The following is an 18,288-nucleotide window of genomic DNA, read 5'->3' as shown; positions in this document are numbered from 1 at the left end:
CCGCTTCGATTTGCGAAAAAGAGAATGGTTGGGTATCCTAACGGGCTTTCCAATCAAAGTAATTTTAAATAACTATAGGAGATGTGTTAGTGGCCCGTATCGCTGGCATTAACATCCCTGATCGTAAGCATGCAGTAATCGCCATTACTGCGATTTACGGTATTGGTGCTACACGTGCGAAAGCAATCTGTGCAGCAGCTGGTATCGAAGAATCAACGAAGATCAGTGAATTAGACGAAGCAAAAATTGACTTGCTTCGCGCTGAAGTGGACAAATTTACCGTTGAAGGTGATTTGCGCCGTGAAGTTTCAATGAACATTAAACGTCTTATGGATTTAGGTTGTTTCCGTGGCATTCGTCACCGTCGCAGTCTTCCTCTACGTGGTCAACGCACTAAAACAAATGCGCGCACACGTAAAGGTCCTCGTAAGCCAATTAAGAAGTAAGAGGAACTAGACAATGGCTAAAACACCCGTTCGTTCGCGTAAACGCGTAAAAAAACAAGTTGCTGATGGCATGGCTCATATCCATGCTTCTTTCAACAACACAATCGTGACTCTTACAGACCGTCAAGGTAATGCATTATCTTGGGCGACTGCAGGTGGTTCAGGTTTCCGTGGTTCACGTAAATCTACCCCTTTTGCTGCGCAAGTAGCTGCAGACCGCGCAGGCGCTACTGCAAAAGAGTTTGGCTTGAAGAATATTGAAGTGTTCGTTAAAGGTCCAGGTCCAGGTCGTGAATCTGCTATCCGTGCCTTAAATGCTGCTGGTTTTAAAATCACCAACATTACAGACGTTACACCTATTCCTCATAATGGTTGTCGTCCTCCTAAGAAACGTCGCGTTTAATCGCCCTTTTTAGGAAAGTTGGAGAAAGAAAATGGCTAGATATTTAGGTCCTAAGTTAAAGCTTAGTCGTCGCGAAGGTACAGATTTGTTCCTTAAAAGCGGTGTAAGAGCAATTGACACTAAATGTAAAATCGAAACAATACCAGGTCAACACGGCGCCCGTCGCGGTCGTTTGTCAGACTACGGTGTTCAACTTCGTGAAAAACAAAAAGTTCGTCGTATTTATGGCGTACTAGAAAAACAATTCAGTAATTACTACAAAGAAGCAGCACGTTTAAAAGGTAATACAGGTGAGAACTTGTTACAACTTTTAGAAACTCGCTTAGATAACGTAGTTTACCGTATGGGCTATGCAAGCACTCGTGCTGAAGCTCGTCAATTAGTTAGCCACAAGGCTATCGTGGTAAATGGCGGTGTAGTGAATATTCCATCTTTCACTGTTAAAGCTGAAGATGTGGTTTCTGTTCGTGAGAAGTCTAAAACTCAAGCGCGTATTATCGCTGCTTTAGAATTAGCAGACCAACGTGAAAAACCGCTTTGGGTTGAAGTAGATAACAAAAAACTAGAAGGTACATTCAAACGTATTCCTGATAGAGCTGATTTATCTGCCGAAATTAATGAACAGTTAATTGTTGAACTTTACTCTAAGTAGTAAAGTTGCACTTTAAGAGAGGACATATATGCAGGGTTCTGTAACCGAATTCCTTAGACCACGAATGGTTGGTATTGAAAACGTTAGCGCTCGTCGTGCTAAGGTAACTTTAGAACCATTAGAGCGTGGTTTTGGTCACACTTTAGGTAATGCTTTACGTCGCATTCTTTTATCTTCTATGCCAGGTTGTGCTGTAACAGAAGTTGAAATTGATGGCGTATTACACGAGTACAGTAGTAAAGAAGGTGTTCAAGAAGACATCATCGAAATATTGCTAAACCTTAAAGGGCTTGCAGTTATTTTAGAAGGCAAAAATGAAGCCATTCTTACATTAACTAAGTCAGGTGAAGGCCCTGTAACGGCAGCTGATATCCAACATGACGGAGATGTAACTATTACAAATCCAGATCATGTTATTTGCACCTTAACAGGTGAAGGCTCTGTTAGCATGCGCATTAAAATTGAAATGGGTCGTGGTTATGTACCTGCTTCAGCGCGCCGTGATGCCGAGGAAGAAGATCGTGCTATTGGTCGTTTGTTAGTTGATGCTTCATTCAGCCCAGTAGTAAGAATTGCTTATGATGTTGACTCTGCACGTGTTGAACAACGTACAGATTTAGACAAATTAGTTTTAGATATGGAAACCAATGGTACATTGGATCCGGAAGAAGCTATTCGTCGTGCTTCAACTATTTTAGCTGAACAGCTAGATGCATTTGTTGAATTACGCGATATTAAAGAAGTTGAGCAAGTGGAAGAAAAACCATTGTTTGACCCAATCTTGCTTCGTCCAGTTGATGATCTAGAGCTAACTGTTCGTTCAGCTAACTGTTTAAAAGCAGAAGCAATTCAATATATTGGTGATTTAGTACAACGTGCTGAAGTTGAGCTTCTTAAAACACCTAACTTAGGTAAGAAGTCATTAACTGAAATCAAAGACGTATTAGCGTCACGTGGTTTGTCTCTAGGTATGCGCCTAGAAAACTGGCCACCAGAAAGCATCGTTGACAACGACTAGTTCGGTCATCGTTTTTTTAATAGTTTTTTAAGAAGGATTAACACATGCGTCATCGTCACAGTGGTCGCCAGTTAAACCGTAATAGCAGTCATCGCCAAGCGATGTTCCGCAATATGGCAAGCTCTTTAGTTAAGCACGGCGTTATCAAAACAACCGTTGCTAAAGCTAAGGAACTACGTCGCGTTGTAGAGCCTTTGATTACATTGGCTAAAACCGACAGTGTTGCAAATCGCCGTTTAGCATTTGCTCGTACACAAGATAAAGAAGTAGTAGGTATTTTATTCAGCGAACTTGGTGAACGTTACCAAGAACGCCCAGGTGGTTATACTCGCATTTTAAAATGCGGTTACCGTACTGGTGATAAAGCTCCTATGGCTTATGTTGAGTTAGTAGACCGTCCAGCAGTTGAAGAAGCTGTTGAAGAAGTTGAAGAGTCAGTAGAAGCAGAAGCTTAATTTAAGCTTAACTTCATTTAAAAAACCCAGCTAAGGCTGGGTTTTTTGTTTTTAAAATAAACAGCTTGTAGTTTAGTTCAAAACTTGATCTTCCTGCCAATACCCCGTATAAAATAGCCATTATTTTCTGTTATCACTTGAGCAAGCTTTATGTCATCTAGAAATCCTATCATAGCTGTAACTGGTTCATCTGGTGCAGGTACATCCACTACTACAGCGGCATTTGAACATATGTTCAGAAGTTTAGGGATCAGTTCTGTTAATGTAGAAGGGGACAGCTTTCATCGTTTTTCACGTCAAGAGATGGATGTTGAAAAGCGTAAAGCGAAAGAATCACACACAAATATTAGTTATTTTGGCGATTTAGCTAATGATTTCGGCGCTTTAGAAAAATTATTTCGTGATTATGGTGAAACCGGTAAGGGGATGATGAGAAGGTATTTGCATACTTTTGACGAGGCTGTACCATATAATCAAATGCCAGGTACATTTACTCCTTGGGAAGAGTTAGGCGAAGGGACAGATCTACTTTATTATGAAGGTTTACATGGTGGCGTCGTTACAGAAGACAATGATGTTGCTAAGCATGTTGATTTATTGATTGGTATGGTTCCAATTGTCAACTTGGAATGGATTCAAAAAATCGTAAGAGATACCAATCAACGCGGGCATAGCCGTGAAGCGGTCACTGCCAGTATTGTACGAAGCATGGAAGATTATATTTCATTTATTACCCCACAATTTTCTAGAACACATATCAATTTTCAGCGTGTTCCAACCGTTGATACTTCAAACCCATTTAGCGCAAAAGCGATACCGAGTTTAGATGAAAGCTTTGTAGTAATACGCTTTAGGGAAGTTAAAAATGTTGATTTCCAATATTACTTACGCATGATTGATGGATCATTTATGTCGCGTGTTAGCACACTCGTAGTGCCTGGTGGTAAAATGGGGTTAGCGATGGAGCTGATATTAACGCCGTTGATCCGAGATTTAATTGAACGTAAAACACAGGCTAATAAGCAACTTGATTGGATGAGTGACTTTTAGCATCTATATTTATGTGCTTGCAACTGTATGCCTTGAAACTTGGTTGCTAACACTCCTTCGAATTTAGTTGTGTTATCTCTATTTTTAACTGTTCAATGATATCATTTTTTTGTTGTTTGGATAATTCTCTTTCACTTAAGTTATATAAGTGATTTTTCAAATCGACGTTGTGTCGACATAACTTGCTATGAAAAAGATTTTGAGCGCTAAAACTGTGATCTTCAATGATAAAGTTTTGTTTAGTTTTGTGGCTTAAAAAATCACTTATCCGGTCAATAATATCGATATTAAATAATTTCCTTCCTTGACTGTCTCTCGTCATCCCACGAACTCGAAAGTCTATATCAATAACATCACTTTCAAAGGCTTCTATCACATAATCAAGTACCCTTAACGGCGAAATGATGCCACAGGTCGATAATTCAATATCAGCTCTGAAAATGGCTATATTTTTGTGTGGTGACTCTTCTGGATAGGTATGAATGCATAAATGACTTTTATCTAAATGAGCAACAATTGCTTCAGAGCTCGCTCTCGGAGCTTCTTCTGAGATCATTAATGTCGCACTAGCTCCCTGAGGTTGATAATCTTGCTTGGCAATATTGAGAATATTTCCACCAATACTATGGCAAACATCTGCAAGTAGGTTTGTTAAGTTACTTGCACAATATTGCTGGCTAATATAATTGTTGTAGTCATGATATTTAGCTTCATCATGCAGGTAATGCAATTTATATAACGATAAACTTAAATTTTTGGTTAGATTATTAAAACCATGCAAGTGAATTTTAGACATTAGTTAGTATATCACTCATTGCGGATAGCAAAGTCGTGGCTAATATTTACATTGCCATTTAGCATTAAGGCAACCGAGCAATATTTATCAGCCGACAATGAAACAGCGCGCTCAACGTGCTTGTTATTTATATTCTTACCTGTAATGACAAAATGCAAATGAATGTCTGAAAACAGTTTTGGAACACTATCTACGCGAGTGCCACTGATATGAACGGTACAGTCACTAATATCTTGACGTGCTTTTTGAAGAATACTTACTACATCAACTGAGGAACAACCACCTAACGAAATTAAAACAGTTTCTAAAGGGCTAGGTGCTAAATTACCACCATTAGCATCTAAAACTAGGGTATGACCGCTTTCAGAAGTGCCAAGAAATAATTCTTCGCCTAACCATTTTACCTGTGCTTTCATTTTAATTTACTCTAATTAATAACAAGGCAATAGTTTAACTAAATAGGGGGGTTATCACTAGACATTGAAACGAAAAACAAATACATAAATGTAAATCAGCTCTTACGCTATTAAGGTGAAATTTGCAGGGTTAAGCGGATAAGTTATTAATCTCAGAGTCAAACAAGTTTTTAATTAAACCAGCAAACTCTTTGATAAATCGGCTTTGTTGCGCTGTAGCAGGATTATTAATAACACCAGAGAGGATTTCCTCAAGGTCGTAAACAATGGCATCAACTTCTCTAATAATAGCGTTACGTTGGTTATAGGTAAGCTTGTCGTTTTGGCTGCACACAGCAATGATCTGTTCACTGAGCTCTTGTTCTATCACCGCAATAATACTGTCCGCATTTGGATCTTGCGCGGTTGAGTTTTCAAAAAAACTTAGGTGCTCAGTTAGGTATTCAATGATATGAATATAACCTTCTGTATCTGTAACCATAACAAGGAGTAATGCTCTTTTAGATTAACTTGTTATCAGTATAGCGATATTTTTTTAGTGTTGCGGAGTTTTTTTAAAGATTATGAAGAAGGTTATTTAGTGGCACATCCTTCTTCATACATCATGAGGCTAGCTGTCTATATTTGTACTCTCAAATATTTTATCGGCAGAAGCAGCCACAAAACCAGTGTACAACTCTCCGCTAGCTAGTGGATATCGTTTAGCAAACTCATAAAAACAGCTTGGTATTTCTACTGTTTTGTCACTAAATTTAACCGAGGCCTTATCAGCTAAAGTTGATGATTGTTCTAATTTTACGTCTTCGTTTCCTTTAATTTCTCCACCAGCACTATTTAGCGCAAAACCGGCATTTTTAAGTGTGTTGTTGACTTCTTCGATAGTGGTATAGTTTTTAAGGTGATTGATACTGACAGTAAAATGATTTGCACGGTAACCCCAAGCGGCTAACCAAGCAGCGTATTCACTTTCTGCGATTAGTGTTTGATAGTCACTAAAGCTGATATCCCATGGGCGGCCAGAATATAAAAAGTTTTCTTGTAGACTGATATCATCTGGTAATGAGTTAACGAGATTATGAATTATTGCCTGCACTTCAGTTGAAAACTCTTCTACGCGTAATTCACTGATAAAGACCTTGGGCATAGTGCTATCACTATGCTCAAAATGTTTTGCCGTTAACTTTTTGGCTGCAAAATCATATTGCCCACACTCAGTGTAACCGAGTGCTAATAAATGGCTAGCTAACTTAGCTAAATTGACTTTTTCGAGGTTAAAAGTGCGATAGGCAACATGATCGTTAATTACATCATTACCATTACCCAGCAGTTGATGAATTTTATTGGCTGATGGTGTTACAGCAATATAGTGTTGCCATATATTGTTAAAAAGTTGTTTTACTTGCGCTGTCATAAGAAATCCTTAGCGTAAAATGGATAAATACTTACATAGATTAATAAGATAAAAATAGCGAATGGTAGGGAAAAAATAGTAATAAGTTTATGTATTACTATGTATTTCAGCAATCACCATCGTTTTCACTAAGGATCAAATTTGATCTATACACTTAAAAAAACAAGGGCGAAAACCTTCTTCCCTTTTGTGTGCAAAAATATAAGTATCTTTAACAAACATCTCTAAAACTTTATTCCTGGGCTTAAACTTTCAGGCAAGCTCACTTGCTCAGCTTCAACAGAAGCAACAGGGTAAGCACAATAGTCGGCGGCATAAAATGCACTTGCTCTATGGTTACCACTTGCGCCAATGCCACCAAAAGGAGCAGCACTGCTCGCACCTGTTATCGGTTTATTCCAATTTACAATTCCGGCACGTATACGGGTAAAAAAGTGATCGTACATGGCTTTGTTGTCACTTAATAAACCTGCTGACAAACCAAAGCTGGTATTATTACCTTCATCGATTGCTTCATCAAAGTCAGTGTAGCGGTACACTTTCAATAGTGGACCAAAATATTCTTCATCAGGCACCTTGGCAACAATATGACTGACATCTATGATGCCAGGAGAAACAAAGCCGGTGTTTTCTTGTAAATGCTTTAATTTAAGAAGAGGATTAGCGCCTAAATCAATTAGTTTTTGCTGGGCAGAGACTAAACCTAAAGCCGCTTTCTCAGAGATCATTGAGCCTAAGAAAGGTTGTTCTTCATCGTCGTAATAACCAATGGCTAATGCTTCTGTTGCAGCAAGTAATTTCGCTAGAATAGCATCGCCTTGCTGACCTTTTTCAATAAATAAGCGGCGAGCACAAGTACAACGCTGCCCAGTAGTTACAAAGGCAGATTGAATTATATCGTGAACTACAGCATTAATATCGCTTACATCTTTTACAATAAGTGGGTTATTGCCACCCATTTCAAGCGCAAGAATTTTTCCAGGCTCGCCGCCAAATTGTTCATGTAGCAAGTGGCCTGTTGTTGAGCTACCGGTAAAGAACAAACCATCAATCATTTTATGACTTGCTAGTGCTTTTCCTGTTGCGACTTCACCTTGAACAAGGTTAATGACACCATTAGGAAGCCCTGCAGCTTGCCAAATTTTCAATACTTCTTCGGCAACTTTTGGCGTTAATTCACTTGGTTTAAATACTATGGTATTACCTGCAATAAGGGCTGGTACAATATGACCATTGGGTAAGTGACCAGGAAAATTATATGGGCCAAAAACAGCAACAACACCATGAGGCTTATGGCGAATATAAGCTTTTGCACCCGGCATTGGGTTTTCTACCGTACCAGTACGCTCGTGATAAGCGTTGAGGGAAATGTTTATTTTACCGATCATTGCGGCTACTTCGCCTAAGGTTTCCCAACGAGGTTTACCGGTTTCAAGGGCGATAGTTGTCGCTAAGTCATCTTTATTTTCGCCAAGTAATTCAGCAAATTTTGTCACTATGCTGACACGTTCATCAAAATTGATTGTTGACCATGATTCGAACGCTTTTCTAGCACTTGTTATCGCTTGATCCACTTGCTCAGCTGTGGCTGTTTTCCCTTGCCAGATAACTTCATTTCGAGCAGGATTTAGCGAAGTGATATCGTGCCCTTGACCCGCTAGCCATTGACCATTAATAAATTGAACATTTGACATAATTTTTCCTATTGAAATTTAGGCGTCTAATTGCTGAGTAAACGAACCCAGTCACCTTGCTGTACTTGTAGGGCGTGTGCCACATCACTGGTTAAAACCACTTGATTAGCAGTTTCTCTAAGGGTAAGTCTTACTTGTGTTGCTCTAAAGTTTTCAACTTTAGTATTACAAACGATAAATTTTTGATGACTTTCTTGTGCACATGAATTGTTGATTAATACTTGGTATTTTTCACTATTTCTAACAGCCCTTATATGGCTAAGTTCAGCTTCAACAGTTGGCCCGGCATCAAAAATATCCACATAACCTCGACGAGTGAAACCTTCTGTTTCAAGTAAGCGTAAAGCAGGCACAGTATTATGGTGAACTTTATTGATGACTTGCTGTGCCTCTTCACTTAATAAACTGACGTAAATAGGATATTTAGGCATCAAATCGGCAATAAAATCTTTGTTGCCAATGCCAGTTAAATAATCTGCTTTTGTAAACTCAATAGAAAGAAAATGTTTTTCTAACCAGTCGTAAAAAGGGGAACTTCCTTCTGCATCGCTAACACCACGCATTTCAGCGATAACACAATTGGAAAAGCGTGCTTTATGCTCAGCCATAAACAAAAAACGACAACGTGACAGAAATCTACCATTGTTATCTTTACGGTGACTTTCCTGCAAGAACAAGGTACAAATCTCTGTTGCACCCGTATAGTCATTACACAGAGATAAGGTTTCAACCGTATTGTATATGCCTAATTCACGAGAGCTATGGACAACTTTGCCTAAATGATAGTGGTAAAAGGCATTATCAAGACCTACAGCAGCCTCTATGCCAGAAGTACCCACCACTTGACCCGTTTCAGTATCTTCCATCACAAATAAGTAACCTTGATCGCCAGGGGCTGTAACTTGGTCACTAAAAGACTCTTCAGAGTGATTTATACGCTGTCTCAATATTTGCTCATTAACGGGTAACGAGGTAAACCCGTGACCCGATTCAACGGCAATACGATGCAAATCGTCATAATCAGTCATATTAATAGGGCGGATAATAATCATATATAGCTCTCGATGATTAGATACTTATAAAGGTTTGAATTAGCTAACTAATTTAGCAACAGCTTTTTCAAATCGGGCTAAACCTTCGATAATATCTTCATCTGGAATAACTAATGAAGGAGCAAAACGTACAACATTGGCACCAGCAACTAAAACCATAACACCCTCATCCATAGCGGCTGTTAAAAAGTCTTTTGCTTTACCTTGATACTGCTCGTTTAATACTGCGCCAATGAGTAAGCCTTTTCCGCGGACTTCTTCAAAAACATTGTATTTAGCATTAATTGCATTTAAGCCATCAACATACAGCTGTGATTTAGTTTGAACGCCGTTTTGTACTTCTGGCGTATTAATTACATCAATAACAGCCTCGGCAACAGCACACGCTAATGGATTACCGCCGTAGGTGCTACCGTGGGTACCGATAGCTAAATGCTTAGCAATATCGGTCGTTGTTAACATAGCGCCAATTGGAATACCGCCACCTAAACCTTTTGCTGAAGTTAAAATATCAGGAGTAACCCCCAGATCCATATAGGCATAAAGAGGACCTAAACGACAAGCTCCTGTTTGTACTTCATCAAAAATCAAAAGTGCATTATGTTGATCACATAAATCACGTAACCCTTGTATAAACTCAGCTGTCGGAGCAACAATGCCACCTTCACCTTGTAAAGGCTCTACCATAATGGCGCATGTATTATCAGAGATAAGCGCTTTTACACTGTCTAGATTATTATATTCAGCGTGCTCTATATCAGCTGGGCGAGGACCAAAACCAGCAGAATAAGCTTCCTGACCACCTACAGTTACGGTAAAAAATGTACGGCCATGGAAGCCTTGTTTAAAGGCGATAATTTGTGACTTATCAGCGCCATATTCATTTAATGCCCAGCGACGAGCTAGTTTTAATGCTGCTTCATTGGATTCAGCTCCTGAATTTGCAAAGTACACTTTCTCTGCAAAGGTGCTGTCGACTAACTTTTTAGCTAAACGTAGCGCAGGCTCATTAGTCATGACATTTGATAAGTGCCAAACTTTTTCACCTTGAGTTTTTAAAGCTGCAACAGTTGCTGGATGGCAGTGACCTAAGCTACTTACAGCAATGCCGCCAGCAAAATCAATGTACTCATTATCTTGTTGATCCCAAACTCGAGAGCCTTGGCCGCGTACAGGAATAACAGCTGAAGGTGCGTAGTTAGGCACCATTACATCATCAAATAACTCGCGGTTTACAGAAAACTGTTCTGACATTATAAACTCCTTAAATTGGGTGATTGCTCTCGTATCATTTATGATAAATTTTAGTATATAAGGTAAATAAAAATTATGTTGAGATTATTACTTAGTGCTTAAAAATAGAACGTAAGTATGACATGTTTGCATAGCTTTGTCTTGCTTAATCACTCTGTAGGCCTTGTAAAATAAAGGGTTAGGTTTTTTTATTCAGCAAAGGTGAATATTTATAGAAAGGGGGTAAATTGTTCTGGTTATCAATATTTCTTCAAGGATATGAGCTCGCGCGTCGCTAACGAAATAACGACAAACTTAATAAATAATCAAAAAAAATTTATTGAAAATGAGATTATTTTACGAAAAATTAATTGAATTTGAGCTTTATGTGGTCAATATCACTTTTATTGAGTAAAGATATTTCTGCTTTAGTAAGCTTTACCGTGTCAAATAATAATGCGGTTTCTTCTTCGCTAATTAAATTAGCTTTGGCTAGACTGCGATAATTAACATAGGCTTTGGCTTTCGCGACAAGTTGTGCGATTGGAGACATTTTAGTGATGGTTTCACTGTAAGCTAAGTCAAACATTGCTTCGGTTATTTGTAAACGGTCAAATTTCATCAACTCAATCAAATCTGCTGACAAAACACTGCTGCGTATTATAAGTTGTTCTAACAGTAACTCAGGAGAATTGTCTACTTTCACTAAAACATTGTGTAAACGTTTATCTTTTGCCTCAAATGCTTGGCGTAGTTCTTCTTTGTACATGTCATTATAAGTAGTTAAAAAGCAGCGGGTGACTGCTAACTGGCCTATATTTGATAACATGCCAGTAGTAAAGGCGGTGTAAGTATCAATATCTTTAGCCTGGGCTAGCGCTCTGGAAGCAAGGGCTATAGATAAGCTGTCATTCCATAATTTACGCTTCATTAAGCCATATGGTGCCGTAGAGTTTGGCAGCCAATGTTTAAGTATAAAGGTTGGCATAACCAGTTTTAAATTATCAAGACCTATATAACTTAGCGCTAAACTGGCGTCATTAACTTGAACATCAGCTCGTTTACGATATTGAGGTTTATTAACTAAGCTTACTAAATCGGTTGATAACCATGGCAGTGAAGTTGCTAGTGGTTTAATTCGGTTAATTGAGGTAGCTTTGAGTGAAAGTAGTTCAAGAATCGTTGGGGCTGCATCTTCAATGCAGACAACATTGGTATAAAGATTAACTTTGTTATCAAACTCTTCATTCACTTGATTACGTACTTGGGAATAAAAGAGGTCCATCACTTGATTGCGAAAGTGCTCTTCGCCGTGAGCGGCAACAATTTTGTCTTGTTGTGCTTTGATTTCAACGGCTAATAATTCTCGACGACGGTTTTCTTGCTCGCTACCTTGAAAGTGAACTACATTCACTTTACCGTGTTGTTGCTCGGCGAATTCTTTACTAATACATAGACACAGTGAGCGTTGATGTATGGTAGAAATTATGTCGTTTGTGTCAAAAATCTGCATAGTGTGGCGAAAGTGATATTGATGAATCTATGTATGTAAATATTATATTAAGTTTATCGTCTAATATTAATAAAGCATTAACTTTATAGCATTATTTTAATTTTTGTTATGGCTAACGGCATTTATGTTTAAAAAGTTTTGCAATAACGCATGCCCTTGCTCTGTTAAAATAGCCTCAGGATGAAATTGAACACTATAAATAGGGAGGTTTTTATGCTGCATTGCCATGATCTCTTTTTTGTTATCTTGTGTTTCATTACTCCACGCTGTGACAATAAAACACTCGGGTAAACTTTCTTCATCAACTATGAGCGAATGATACCTAGCTACTTGTAACGGTTGTTTTAATTGTTGAAATAAACCTTGCTGATTATGAGTGATCAAGCTAGTTTTTCCATGCATTAGTTTTTGTGCTTTCTTTACGGTGCCACCAAAGTGTTGTGCAATGCATTGGTGACCTAAACATACACCCAGTAGTGGAATCTTTCCGGAAAACTGTGCCACTACCGCTAGGGAAATACCTGCTTGGTCAGGATTTCCTGGGCCTGGTGAAATGACGATGTAATCTGGTTTTAATTGTTCAATACGCGCTAAGTCTATTTCATCATGTCGAAAAACAGTCACCTCTTGCTCTAATGCTTGAAAGTAATGCACTAAATTAAAAGTAAATGAATCGTAATTGTCGATCATTAATAACAAAGGGGAGCTGCCTACCAAAATGAAAACGCGGCTATTCTAATCCTTCGACAAGCTCAGGACAATCGGAATTTTTTGATGAGAAAGAAAATACAACTATTTAGCTGTGTAGTAGCACTGGGTAATAGCGCAAGATATATAGGTGGTAAAAAGTAACAAGGCTCTGAAGAGGCTCTCAGCGCCTTGTTATTGATAGTGTTAAGATTTAAAAGTTGGCTGTAGCCTGTAACCAAAGTTTATTGGTATCTGTGGCATGATCATCAGCACTGTAGTTAGCAAACTTAACTAAAACACCGTAGTTTTTGTTTACTTTATATGAAGCGACGAGATCTAATTCATTACCATAATCAATATTGTTCACATCTGAGGTGAGGTTGTGGTAAGTAGCAGCAAGTTTGATACCTGAAACCGCACCTTTAACTGTTAGGTAAATATCTTGAATACCATCTCCTGGCGTGCCTAAGAACTTATCAGCCCAACCTTGGAATTTATGTTTAGTCGCTAGCGGAGTATTAAATCCAATACCGTTATCACTACCCAGTAATTCATAGCCACCTAATACGGTTATTGCGCCAAATTTAGAGCCTACTTCAGCATTTAAATATGTGGCGGTATAACTATTTGGATTATCACCATTATCACTTTGTGTTGCTGCACTAGCATTAACTAAAACAGGACCAAACTTACCATTGTATAGTGCACCAAAAGTACTGCTTGAGTTGGCAACACTGGCATCGTAATCTAAAAGATAAGCGAAAGCCGATACTTTATGCGCTTTATTGATTTTGTAACCTAGGTTGGCGAGGTGAAAATCACCTGTATCATTCTTGGCAACAATTGTATTTACATTGTGAATATAACTGTAATCTACAGATAACGCGCCCGCTTTATATTGCGCACGAATGCCATCATAAGTTTGCTCATTTTGACGCCAGCCTACACCACCAACAAAACGTTGATTATTGTGTAATATACGTTGGCGACCAACTACAGCACTAAAGCCACTGTTTGAATATTTCACATAACCTTGGTTTACATCGGTACCTTTTGGGTCGGCTACAACAGGGTAGTCAGTATTACCGTTGGTTAAACTATTATAGTCATCAACTAAGGTGCTGACGTTATCAACTTCTAAACCAAGTGAGAAATTTTGGTAATTACCTGTGGTCACTGTTAACCGACTTTTAACGGTTAACGCGCTAGCATTTTCATCGATGCCGTCTTGATCTACGCCCTCATAACGTGCACGAAAAGATAATTTAGCTTGGCTATCGGCAAGTGCCTCTGTGATGCCTTTTCCGTATGCTGTATCTGCTGCAATTGCGGCTGGCGCTGATAAAATAGCTGTAGCTAGCAAAGAGAGGGTGAATTTATTTTTATTCATAATGTTATCCTAGTGTTATGTTTCATAATTAAAAACTTGCGTAGTACTTTATTTTTTATTGTTGTGGTACTGAATGGGGTAAATCTTACACCTCGATTAATTTCAAAATTTGATTTAAATCAAGTTGTGAAATTAAGTCCGTAAATAGCGGGAGAAGCTTGATATACGTCAACCTTTTTACGACTTTAGTCTAAAAAGGGGAGTTTTCATGAATGCTGATACTGTTGTGAAATTGCACTTCTTTGCTATTTTAAGAATAAGCGTGTATTTTGTTTGTAGCTTTTACTTAAGTGTGCTGCTTAAGGAAAGTTTTTTATGCATAGGTAGGGAGTCGTAGCATGCAAGAAGAAAGGCGTAAGGTTGAAGCAAAAATAAAGAAACTGTTAAAGGAATTAAGTGTTGCTCAGCAATGTTCATTAAGTGAAATAAGTCATTATGGTTATACACTCTCTTTTGTTAGAGAAACGCCAGATGGTAAGTTAGCCGTTGTACAAATGAATGATAGTGCTATCACCATTGATGAAGAAGGTGAAATAGATCATAACGCTGATATTCAAATTCGTAAGTAGTTTATGTTTTGATAGCTTTATTTAAGTCATTAATGAAGCTATCAAACTAATCAATAGCACCAATGAAACCCCTTTCCAAAATTGTACGGGGTTCCTTTCTAAAATAGGCTGGCTTTTATAGTCATTGATAGCATCAATATTAGGCTTATTTAAATTACTATAAAACTCTGAAAAGGCTTGCGAACGCAGTGCCGGGTTTGCTTGTGTCACTTGTTGTAGGGTGACATCAATCCATAATGGTAAATCAGGACGATACTGCTTGATACTGCGGTAATTCCATTGTTGATAACTGGTGTAGTTTATCGATTTAGATTGCGGTTTGTAAGGTAATTGCCCACTTAGCATTTCATAACAAATAACGCCAAGCGAAAATAAATCACTCAGATGATTTTCTTTCATACTGATCAGTGTTTCAGGCGCAACATAATTGATGGTGCCTTGGGGAATATTCTCACTCAGAGTTTCTTGATTTTCATCTAATGAAGCGACAAAAACAGCACCATAATCGATGAGTTTAACCTGACCATATTTATCTATCATGATGTTATCAGGTTTTAAATCCCGATGAACAACATCAAGACGCTGAAAAGCACGTAAGGCTGAAATGACTTGTTTAATTATATCTCGAACTTGCGCAATGCTAGGTTTCGGGTTGTCATACATCCACTGACCTAAGGTATGACCTTCGATATATTCACTGGTGAAATACAAGAAATTGCTATCATTGTTAACACCATAAACTTCCATGATATTTTCATGCTTAATACGCTCTCCTAACCATGCTTCACGTATAAAAGCTTGTAGATATATAGCGTCTTCAACAAAGTTTTCAGAGGGGACTTTAAGCGCAAATTGCTTGGCAGTGCTTTTATCTTCCACTAAATATAAATGTGAGCGGGTACTCGCATGGATAATTTTTTTAATCTGGTAATGATCAATAGATTGCCCAACTGAGAGTGCAGGAGGGATCGTTTTCTCTCTTAATTCCCTTTCTATTTCGGCCAGCTGTCTATTCGGTACATGGTGAATATAAACCAGTAAACAACTGACATTATCATCACTTCCAGCAGCTAATGCTTGCTCAACAATAGTTTTACTTAATTGCTCTAACTCTTTGTCGTCGGGTGAGGATGATAAACTGGCTAATGTTTGTTTTAACTGTTTTGGTGTTAAGAATTCATGAATACCATCACAGGTGAGCATGTACACATCTTTCGCCACTAAATCGACTTCGTGAACATCAACTTGTAAGCGTAAATCAGCACCTAACGCTCGTGTTAAGACTACTGAGCTAGCCCCTTGTTTACAGTTATGATCTTGGGTTATCGCTTCTAATTGTTGGTCTCGGTATTTACTAATGCGAGTATCACCGACATGAAATATATAGCCGGTGGCTGATTTTAAGATAAGTGCTGAAAAAGTAGTGAGCCATTGCTGTTCAGCATTGGCATAGTGACTACTAAAACTTGTGTTTTGAGAATATTGCCATTGGTTAATACTGGTCAACACTTTAGCGGCAGACTTATGTGTTGACCATGTTTCAGGCGTGGCGTAATAATCACTGATAAATTGGGTTACTGCTAACTGTGAGGCATCGGCTGCCTTAGTCGCACTAGATACGCCGTCAGCGATACAAGCAATTGCACCCTTTGAGCTAAGCTCACTAATTTTTGGCGTTAGTGCAGCAAAGGCATCTTGATTTTCTTCTTTGATGCCTGCGCTGGAATATCCGCCAAAGCAAAGCGCTAAATTAACATAACTCTTAGTGTTGTCTTGCTGCAATGTATCGCCGTGATTTGTCATAATTACTTATAAGATTAATGTACCTTAATAAGTTCAACAGTACCATCTTCACGCACTTCAGTAATGGTGCCTTTAGGCTCTTCCATAAATAATAAGGTGATAAAGCCAACCACAGCAGTAGCTGCAATAACTAAGAAGAATGTTGAGTAGTCAACCATGGTTAATACGGTTAGGTACACTACAGCACCCACGTTACCATAAGCACCAGTCATACCGGCAATTTGTCCTGTTAAGCGACGTTTGATTAATGGTACGGCAGCAAAAACAGCACCTTCACCAGCTTGTACGAAGAAAGAACATGCCATAGCAGCAATTACCGCAATAACGATTGGCCAGCTACTTGTGATTGATGACATAGCAAAATAACCAACTGCTAAACCAGCCGTTAAAATTAATAAGGTTTTCTTACGGCCAAATTTATCACTTAACCAACCGCCACCAGGACGAGACATTAAGTTCATGAATGCATAGGTAGAAGCTAGCATAGAAGCATAAACCATGTTGATTTCAAAGGTTTCAGAGAAGAATAAAGGTAACATTGAAACTACCGCTAATTCAGAACCAAAGGTTGCAAAATAAAGAATATTTAACACAGCAACTTGCTTGAATTTGTAACGGTGAATTTCAGCAACAGGCTCTTTAAATACGTGTGCATTTACTTTGTAGGTTTGTTTTACTTCTAATAAATATAAAACGATTAATGCAATATAAGCGATAAGTGCAGATTGTTCAGTTAATAAACTAACGCCTGCAGGAGAAAGTTTCCATGTTAAAAGTGCTAATGCGCCATACATAGGTAACTTCATTAATAGTAATAACCAAAAATCACCTTTACTGGTTATTTCCATTGCACCTGTTTGTTTAGGCTTAAAGTATGTAGAGCCTTTAGGTGTATCACTTACATTGGCATACCAAATAAAACTGAAACCTAAGCTAAGTAAACCTGTGATACCAACTGCGTATCTCCAACCGTCTTCTCCGCCGAATAATAAAGCGATAGTTGGTAGAGACATTGCAGCAGCCGCTGAACCAAAGTTACCCCAGCCACCATAAATGCCTTCTGCAGTACCTAGCTCGTTAGCAGGGAACCATTCACTTACCATACGAATACCGATAACAAAACCAGCACCGATAAAGCCTAATAAGAAACGAGAAAGAGCCGCTTGTTCAAATGAATCGGCAATAGCGAACATGAAACAAGGAATACTACATATCGCAAGTAATAAAGCATAAACTAAGCGAGGACCATATTTGTCTGTTAGCATACCTATGATAATACGAGCGGGAATAGTAAGTGCTACGTTAAGTAGCATTAAGGTTTTTATTTCTGCTTTTGTTAACCCTAAGCTATCTGCTACAACAGAAACTAATGGGGCAAAGTTGAACCAAACAGCAAATGTGATAAAAAATGCCATCCAGCTTAAATGTAAAATTTTCATCTTACCTGTAAATGACAGTAGCTTGATGCCAGCTTGAGTACTCATGATAAATCCTATGTGCAAATCGTAAATAATAAAGTTTAATTGCTAGAACTAGAGCAAGCTAAGTGCCAATGCGCAAAAGTGATTTTTGTCTTGTTATTCAAAGGTGTAGATGTTTTTAAAATGTTCCGTTGATCTAGCTTTGCACTAAATTTAAAGTATTGCACAGTGAAAGTGCAAAGGTTGTTGCTGTCACTTTTATCTTGTTACAATAGT

Annotated in this window: 19 protein-coding genes; 7 read left to right on the top strand and 12 right to left on the bottom strand. The window is 38.4% G+C overall.

What is annotated here, in order from left to right; translation table 11 throughout:
- The first annotated feature begins 89 nt into the window (after window positions 1–89).
- From rpsM to AC27GZ_RS02740, 6 genes are all read left to right on the top strand, one after another.
- Window positions 90–446: a 30S ribosomal protein S13 gene (gene rpsM, locus AC27GZ_RS02765; protein ID WP_159817717.1), complete on the top strand. Its 357-nt coding sequence runs from the start codon at window positions 90–92 to the stop codon at window positions 444–446.
- 13 nt (window positions 447–459) lie between these two features.
- On the top strand, window positions 460–849 hold the full coding sequence (rpsK, locus tag AC27GZ_RS02760) for a 30S ribosomal protein S11 (protein ID WP_114325558.1): 390 nt from the start codon (window positions 460–462) through the stop codon (window positions 847–849).
- 31 nt (window positions 850–880) lie between these two features.
- Complete coding sequence (gene rpsD / locus AC27GZ_RS02755; RefSeq protein ID WP_487093349.1) at window positions 881–1,501, top strand: 30S ribosomal protein S4; 621 nt, start codon at window positions 881–883, stop codon at window positions 1,499–1,501.
- Between the two features lie 28 nt (window positions 1,502–1,529).
- Complete coding sequence (locus AC27GZ_RS02750) at window positions 1,530–2,519, top strand: DNA-directed RNA polymerase subunit alpha (protein WP_487093348.1); 990 nt, start codon at window positions 1,530–1,532, stop codon at window positions 2,517–2,519.
- Between the two features lie 44 nt (window positions 2,520–2,563).
- Complete coding sequence (gene rplQ, locus AC27GZ_RS02745; protein WP_487093347.1) at window positions 2,564–2,974, top strand: 50S ribosomal protein L17; 411 nt, start codon at window positions 2,564–2,566, stop codon at window positions 2,972–2,974.
- A gap of 150 nt (window positions 2,975–3,124) precedes the next feature.
- The gene (locus AC27GZ_RS02740) at window positions 3,125–4,024 is read left to right on the top strand and encodes a phosphoribulokinase (protein ID WP_487093346.1); all 900 of its coding nucleotides are present in this window, start codon (window positions 3,125–3,127) and stop codon (window positions 4,022–4,024) included.
- A 46-nt stretch (window positions 4,025–4,070) separates the two neighbouring features.
- On the opposite strand, the gene speD is transcribed toward AC27GZ_RS02740, so the two are convergent.
- From speD to AC27GZ_RS02690, 10 genes are all read right to left on the bottom strand, one after another.
- A complete protein-coding gene (speD, locus tag AC27GZ_RS02735; protein ID WP_487093345.1) occupies window positions 4,071–4,820 on the bottom strand; it encodes an adenosylmethionine decarboxylase in 750 nt (249 codons plus the stop codon).
- A gap of 11 nt (window positions 4,821–4,831) precedes the next feature.
- Window positions 4,832–5,236, bottom strand: a complete 405-nt coding sequence (locus AC27GZ_RS02730) for an OsmC family protein (RefSeq protein ID WP_487093344.1) — start codon at window positions 5,234–5,236, stop codon at window positions 4,832–4,834.
- A 130-nt stretch (window positions 5,237–5,366) separates the two neighbouring features.
- Window positions 5,367–5,717 (bottom strand): DUF3802 family protein, encoded by a 351-nt coding sequence (locus AC27GZ_RS02725; RefSeq protein WP_487093343.1) that lies wholly within the window; start codon window positions 5,715–5,717, stop codon window positions 5,367–5,369.
- A 129-nt stretch (window positions 5,718–5,846) separates the two neighbouring features.
- On the bottom strand, window positions 5,847–6,647 hold the full coding sequence (locus tag AC27GZ_RS02720; protein ID WP_487093342.1) for a 2-oxoadipate dioxygenase/decarboxylase family protein: 801 nt from the start codon (window positions 6,645–6,647) through the stop codon (window positions 5,847–5,849).
- Between the two features lie 224 nt (window positions 6,648–6,871).
- A complete protein-coding gene (gene astD, locus AC27GZ_RS02715) occupies window positions 6,872–8,341 on the bottom strand; it encodes a succinylglutamate-semialdehyde dehydrogenase (protein ID WP_487093341.1) in 1,470 nt (489 codons plus the stop codon).
- Between the two features lie 26 nt (window positions 8,342–8,367).
- Window positions 8,368–9,393 carry an arginine N-succinyltransferase gene (astA, locus tag AC27GZ_RS02710; RefSeq protein WP_487093340.1) on the bottom strand — a complete coding sequence of 342 codons (1,026 nt, stop codon included), beginning with the start codon at window positions 9,391–9,393 and terminating at the stop codon, window positions 8,368–8,370.
- Window positions 9,394–9,432: 39 nt separating this feature from the next.
- Window positions 9,433–10,647, bottom strand: coding sequence for an aspartate aminotransferase family protein (locus AC27GZ_RS02705; RefSeq protein WP_487093339.1), 1,215 nt, complete (start codon window positions 10,645–10,647; stop codon window positions 9,433–9,435).
- A 346-nt stretch (window positions 10,648–10,993) separates the two neighbouring features.
- A complete protein-coding gene (locus tag AC27GZ_RS02700; protein ID WP_487093338.1) occupies window positions 10,994–12,139 on the bottom strand; it encodes an HDOD domain-containing protein in 1,146 nt (381 codons plus the stop codon).
- 96 nt (window positions 12,140–12,235) lie between these two features.
- Window positions 12,236–12,838 carry an anthranilate synthase component II gene (locus AC27GZ_RS02695; protein WP_487093337.1) on the bottom strand — a complete coding sequence of 201 codons (603 nt, stop codon included), beginning with the start codon at window positions 12,836–12,838 and terminating at the stop codon, window positions 12,236–12,238.
- 202 nt (window positions 12,839–13,040) lie between these two features.
- Window positions 13,041–14,219: an alginate export family protein gene (locus tag AC27GZ_RS02690; protein ID WP_487093336.1), complete on the bottom strand. Its 1,179-nt coding sequence runs from the start codon at window positions 14,217–14,219 to the stop codon at window positions 13,041–13,043.
- A gap of 338 nt (window positions 14,220–14,557) precedes the next feature.
- On the opposite strand from AC27GZ_RS02690, the gene AC27GZ_RS02685 reads away from it, so the two are divergent.
- The gene (locus AC27GZ_RS02685; protein ID WP_487093335.1) at window positions 14,558–14,788 is read left to right on the top strand and encodes a hypothetical protein; all 231 of its coding nucleotides are present in this window, start codon (window positions 14,558–14,560) and stop codon (window positions 14,786–14,788) included.
- Window positions 14,789–14,809: 21 nt separating this feature from the next.
- On the opposite strand, the gene AC27GZ_RS02680 is transcribed toward AC27GZ_RS02685, so the two are convergent.
- Together AC27GZ_RS02680 and AC27GZ_RS02675 are read right to left on the bottom strand one after the other, a co-directional pair.
- Entirely contained in the window at window positions 14,810–16,591 is a 1,782-nt protein-coding gene (locus AC27GZ_RS02680) for a bifunctional protein-serine/threonine kinase/phosphatase (RefSeq protein ID WP_487093334.1), read from the bottom strand.
- Between the two features lie 14 nt (window positions 16,592–16,605).
- Window positions 16,606–18,075, bottom strand: a complete 1,470-nt coding sequence (locus AC27GZ_RS02675) for a NarK family nitrate/nitrite MFS transporter (RefSeq protein ID WP_487093333.1) — start codon at window positions 18,073–18,075, stop codon at window positions 16,606–16,608.
- Between the last annotated feature and the right edge of the window lie 213 nt (window positions 18,076–18,288).

This window comes from Colwellia sp. SU-HH00943 (assembly GCF_057546125.1).
The sequence above is the reverse complement of the archived record's forward strand: the minus strand, read 5'-3'. Positions and strand labels throughout refer to the sequence as shown.

Bases quoted from the DNA above. Each gene is read 5' to 3' on its own strand.
- AC27GZ_RS02680 (WP_487093334.1), bottom strand. From the start codon at position 16,591: ATGACAAATCACGGCGATACATTGCAGCAAGACAACACTAAGAGTTAT.
- AC27GZ_RS02730 (WP_487093344.1), bottom strand. From the start codon at position 5,236: ATGAAAGCACAGGTAAAATGGTTAGGCGAAGAATTATTTCTTGGCACT.
- astA (WP_487093340.1), bottom strand. From the start codon at position 9,393: ATGATTATTATCCGCCCTATTAATATGACTGATTATGACGATTTGCAT.
- astD (WP_487093341.1), bottom strand. From the start codon at position 8,341: ATGTCAAATGTTCAATTTATTAATGGTCAATGGCTAGCGGGTCAAGGG.
- AC27GZ_RS02750 (WP_487093348.1), top strand. From the start codon at position 1,530: ATGCAGGGTTCTGTAACCGAATTCCTTAGACCACGAATGGTTGGTATT.
- AC27GZ_RS02705 (WP_487093339.1), bottom strand. From the start codon at position 10,647: ATGTCAGAACAGTTTTCTGTAAACCGCGAGTTATTTGATGATGTAATG.
- AC27GZ_RS02685 (WP_487093335.1), top strand. From the start codon at position 14,558: ATGCAAGAAGAAAGGCGTAAGGTTGAAGCAAAAATAAAGAAACTGTTA.
- AC27GZ_RS02675 (WP_487093333.1), bottom strand. From the start codon at position 18,075: ATGAGTACTCAAGCTGGCATCAAGCTACTGTCATTTACAGGTAAGATG.
- rpsK (WP_114325558.1), top strand. From the start codon at position 460: ATGGCTAAAACACCCGTTCGTTCGCGTAAACGCGTAAAAAAACAAGTT.
- speD (WP_487093345.1), bottom strand. From the start codon at position 4,820: ATGTCTAAAATTCACTTGCATGGTTTTAATAATCTAACCAAAAATTTA.
- rpsD (WP_487093349.1), top strand. From the start codon at position 881: ATGGCTAGATATTTAGGTCCTAAGTTAAAGCTTAGTCGTCGCGAAGGT.
- AC27GZ_RS02690 (WP_487093336.1), bottom strand. From the start codon at position 14,219: ATGAATAAAAATAAATTCACCCTCTCTTTGCTAGCTACAGCTATTTTA.
- AC27GZ_RS02720 (WP_487093342.1), bottom strand. From the start codon at position 6,647: ATGACAGCGCAAGTAAAACAACTTTTTAACAATATATGGCAACACTAT.
- AC27GZ_RS02725 (WP_487093343.1), bottom strand. From the start codon at position 5,717: ATGGTTACAGATACAGAAGGTTATATTCATATCATTGAATACCTAACT.
- AC27GZ_RS02740 (WP_487093346.1), top strand. From the start codon at position 3,125: ATGTCATCTAGAAATCCTATCATAGCTGTAACTGGTTCATCTGGTGCA.
- rplQ (WP_487093347.1), top strand. From the start codon at position 2,564: ATGCGTCATCGTCACAGTGGTCGCCAGTTAAACCGTAATAGCAGTCAT.
- AC27GZ_RS02700 (WP_487093338.1), bottom strand. From the start codon at position 12,139: ATGCAGATTTTTGACACAAACGACATAATTTCTACCATACATCAACGC.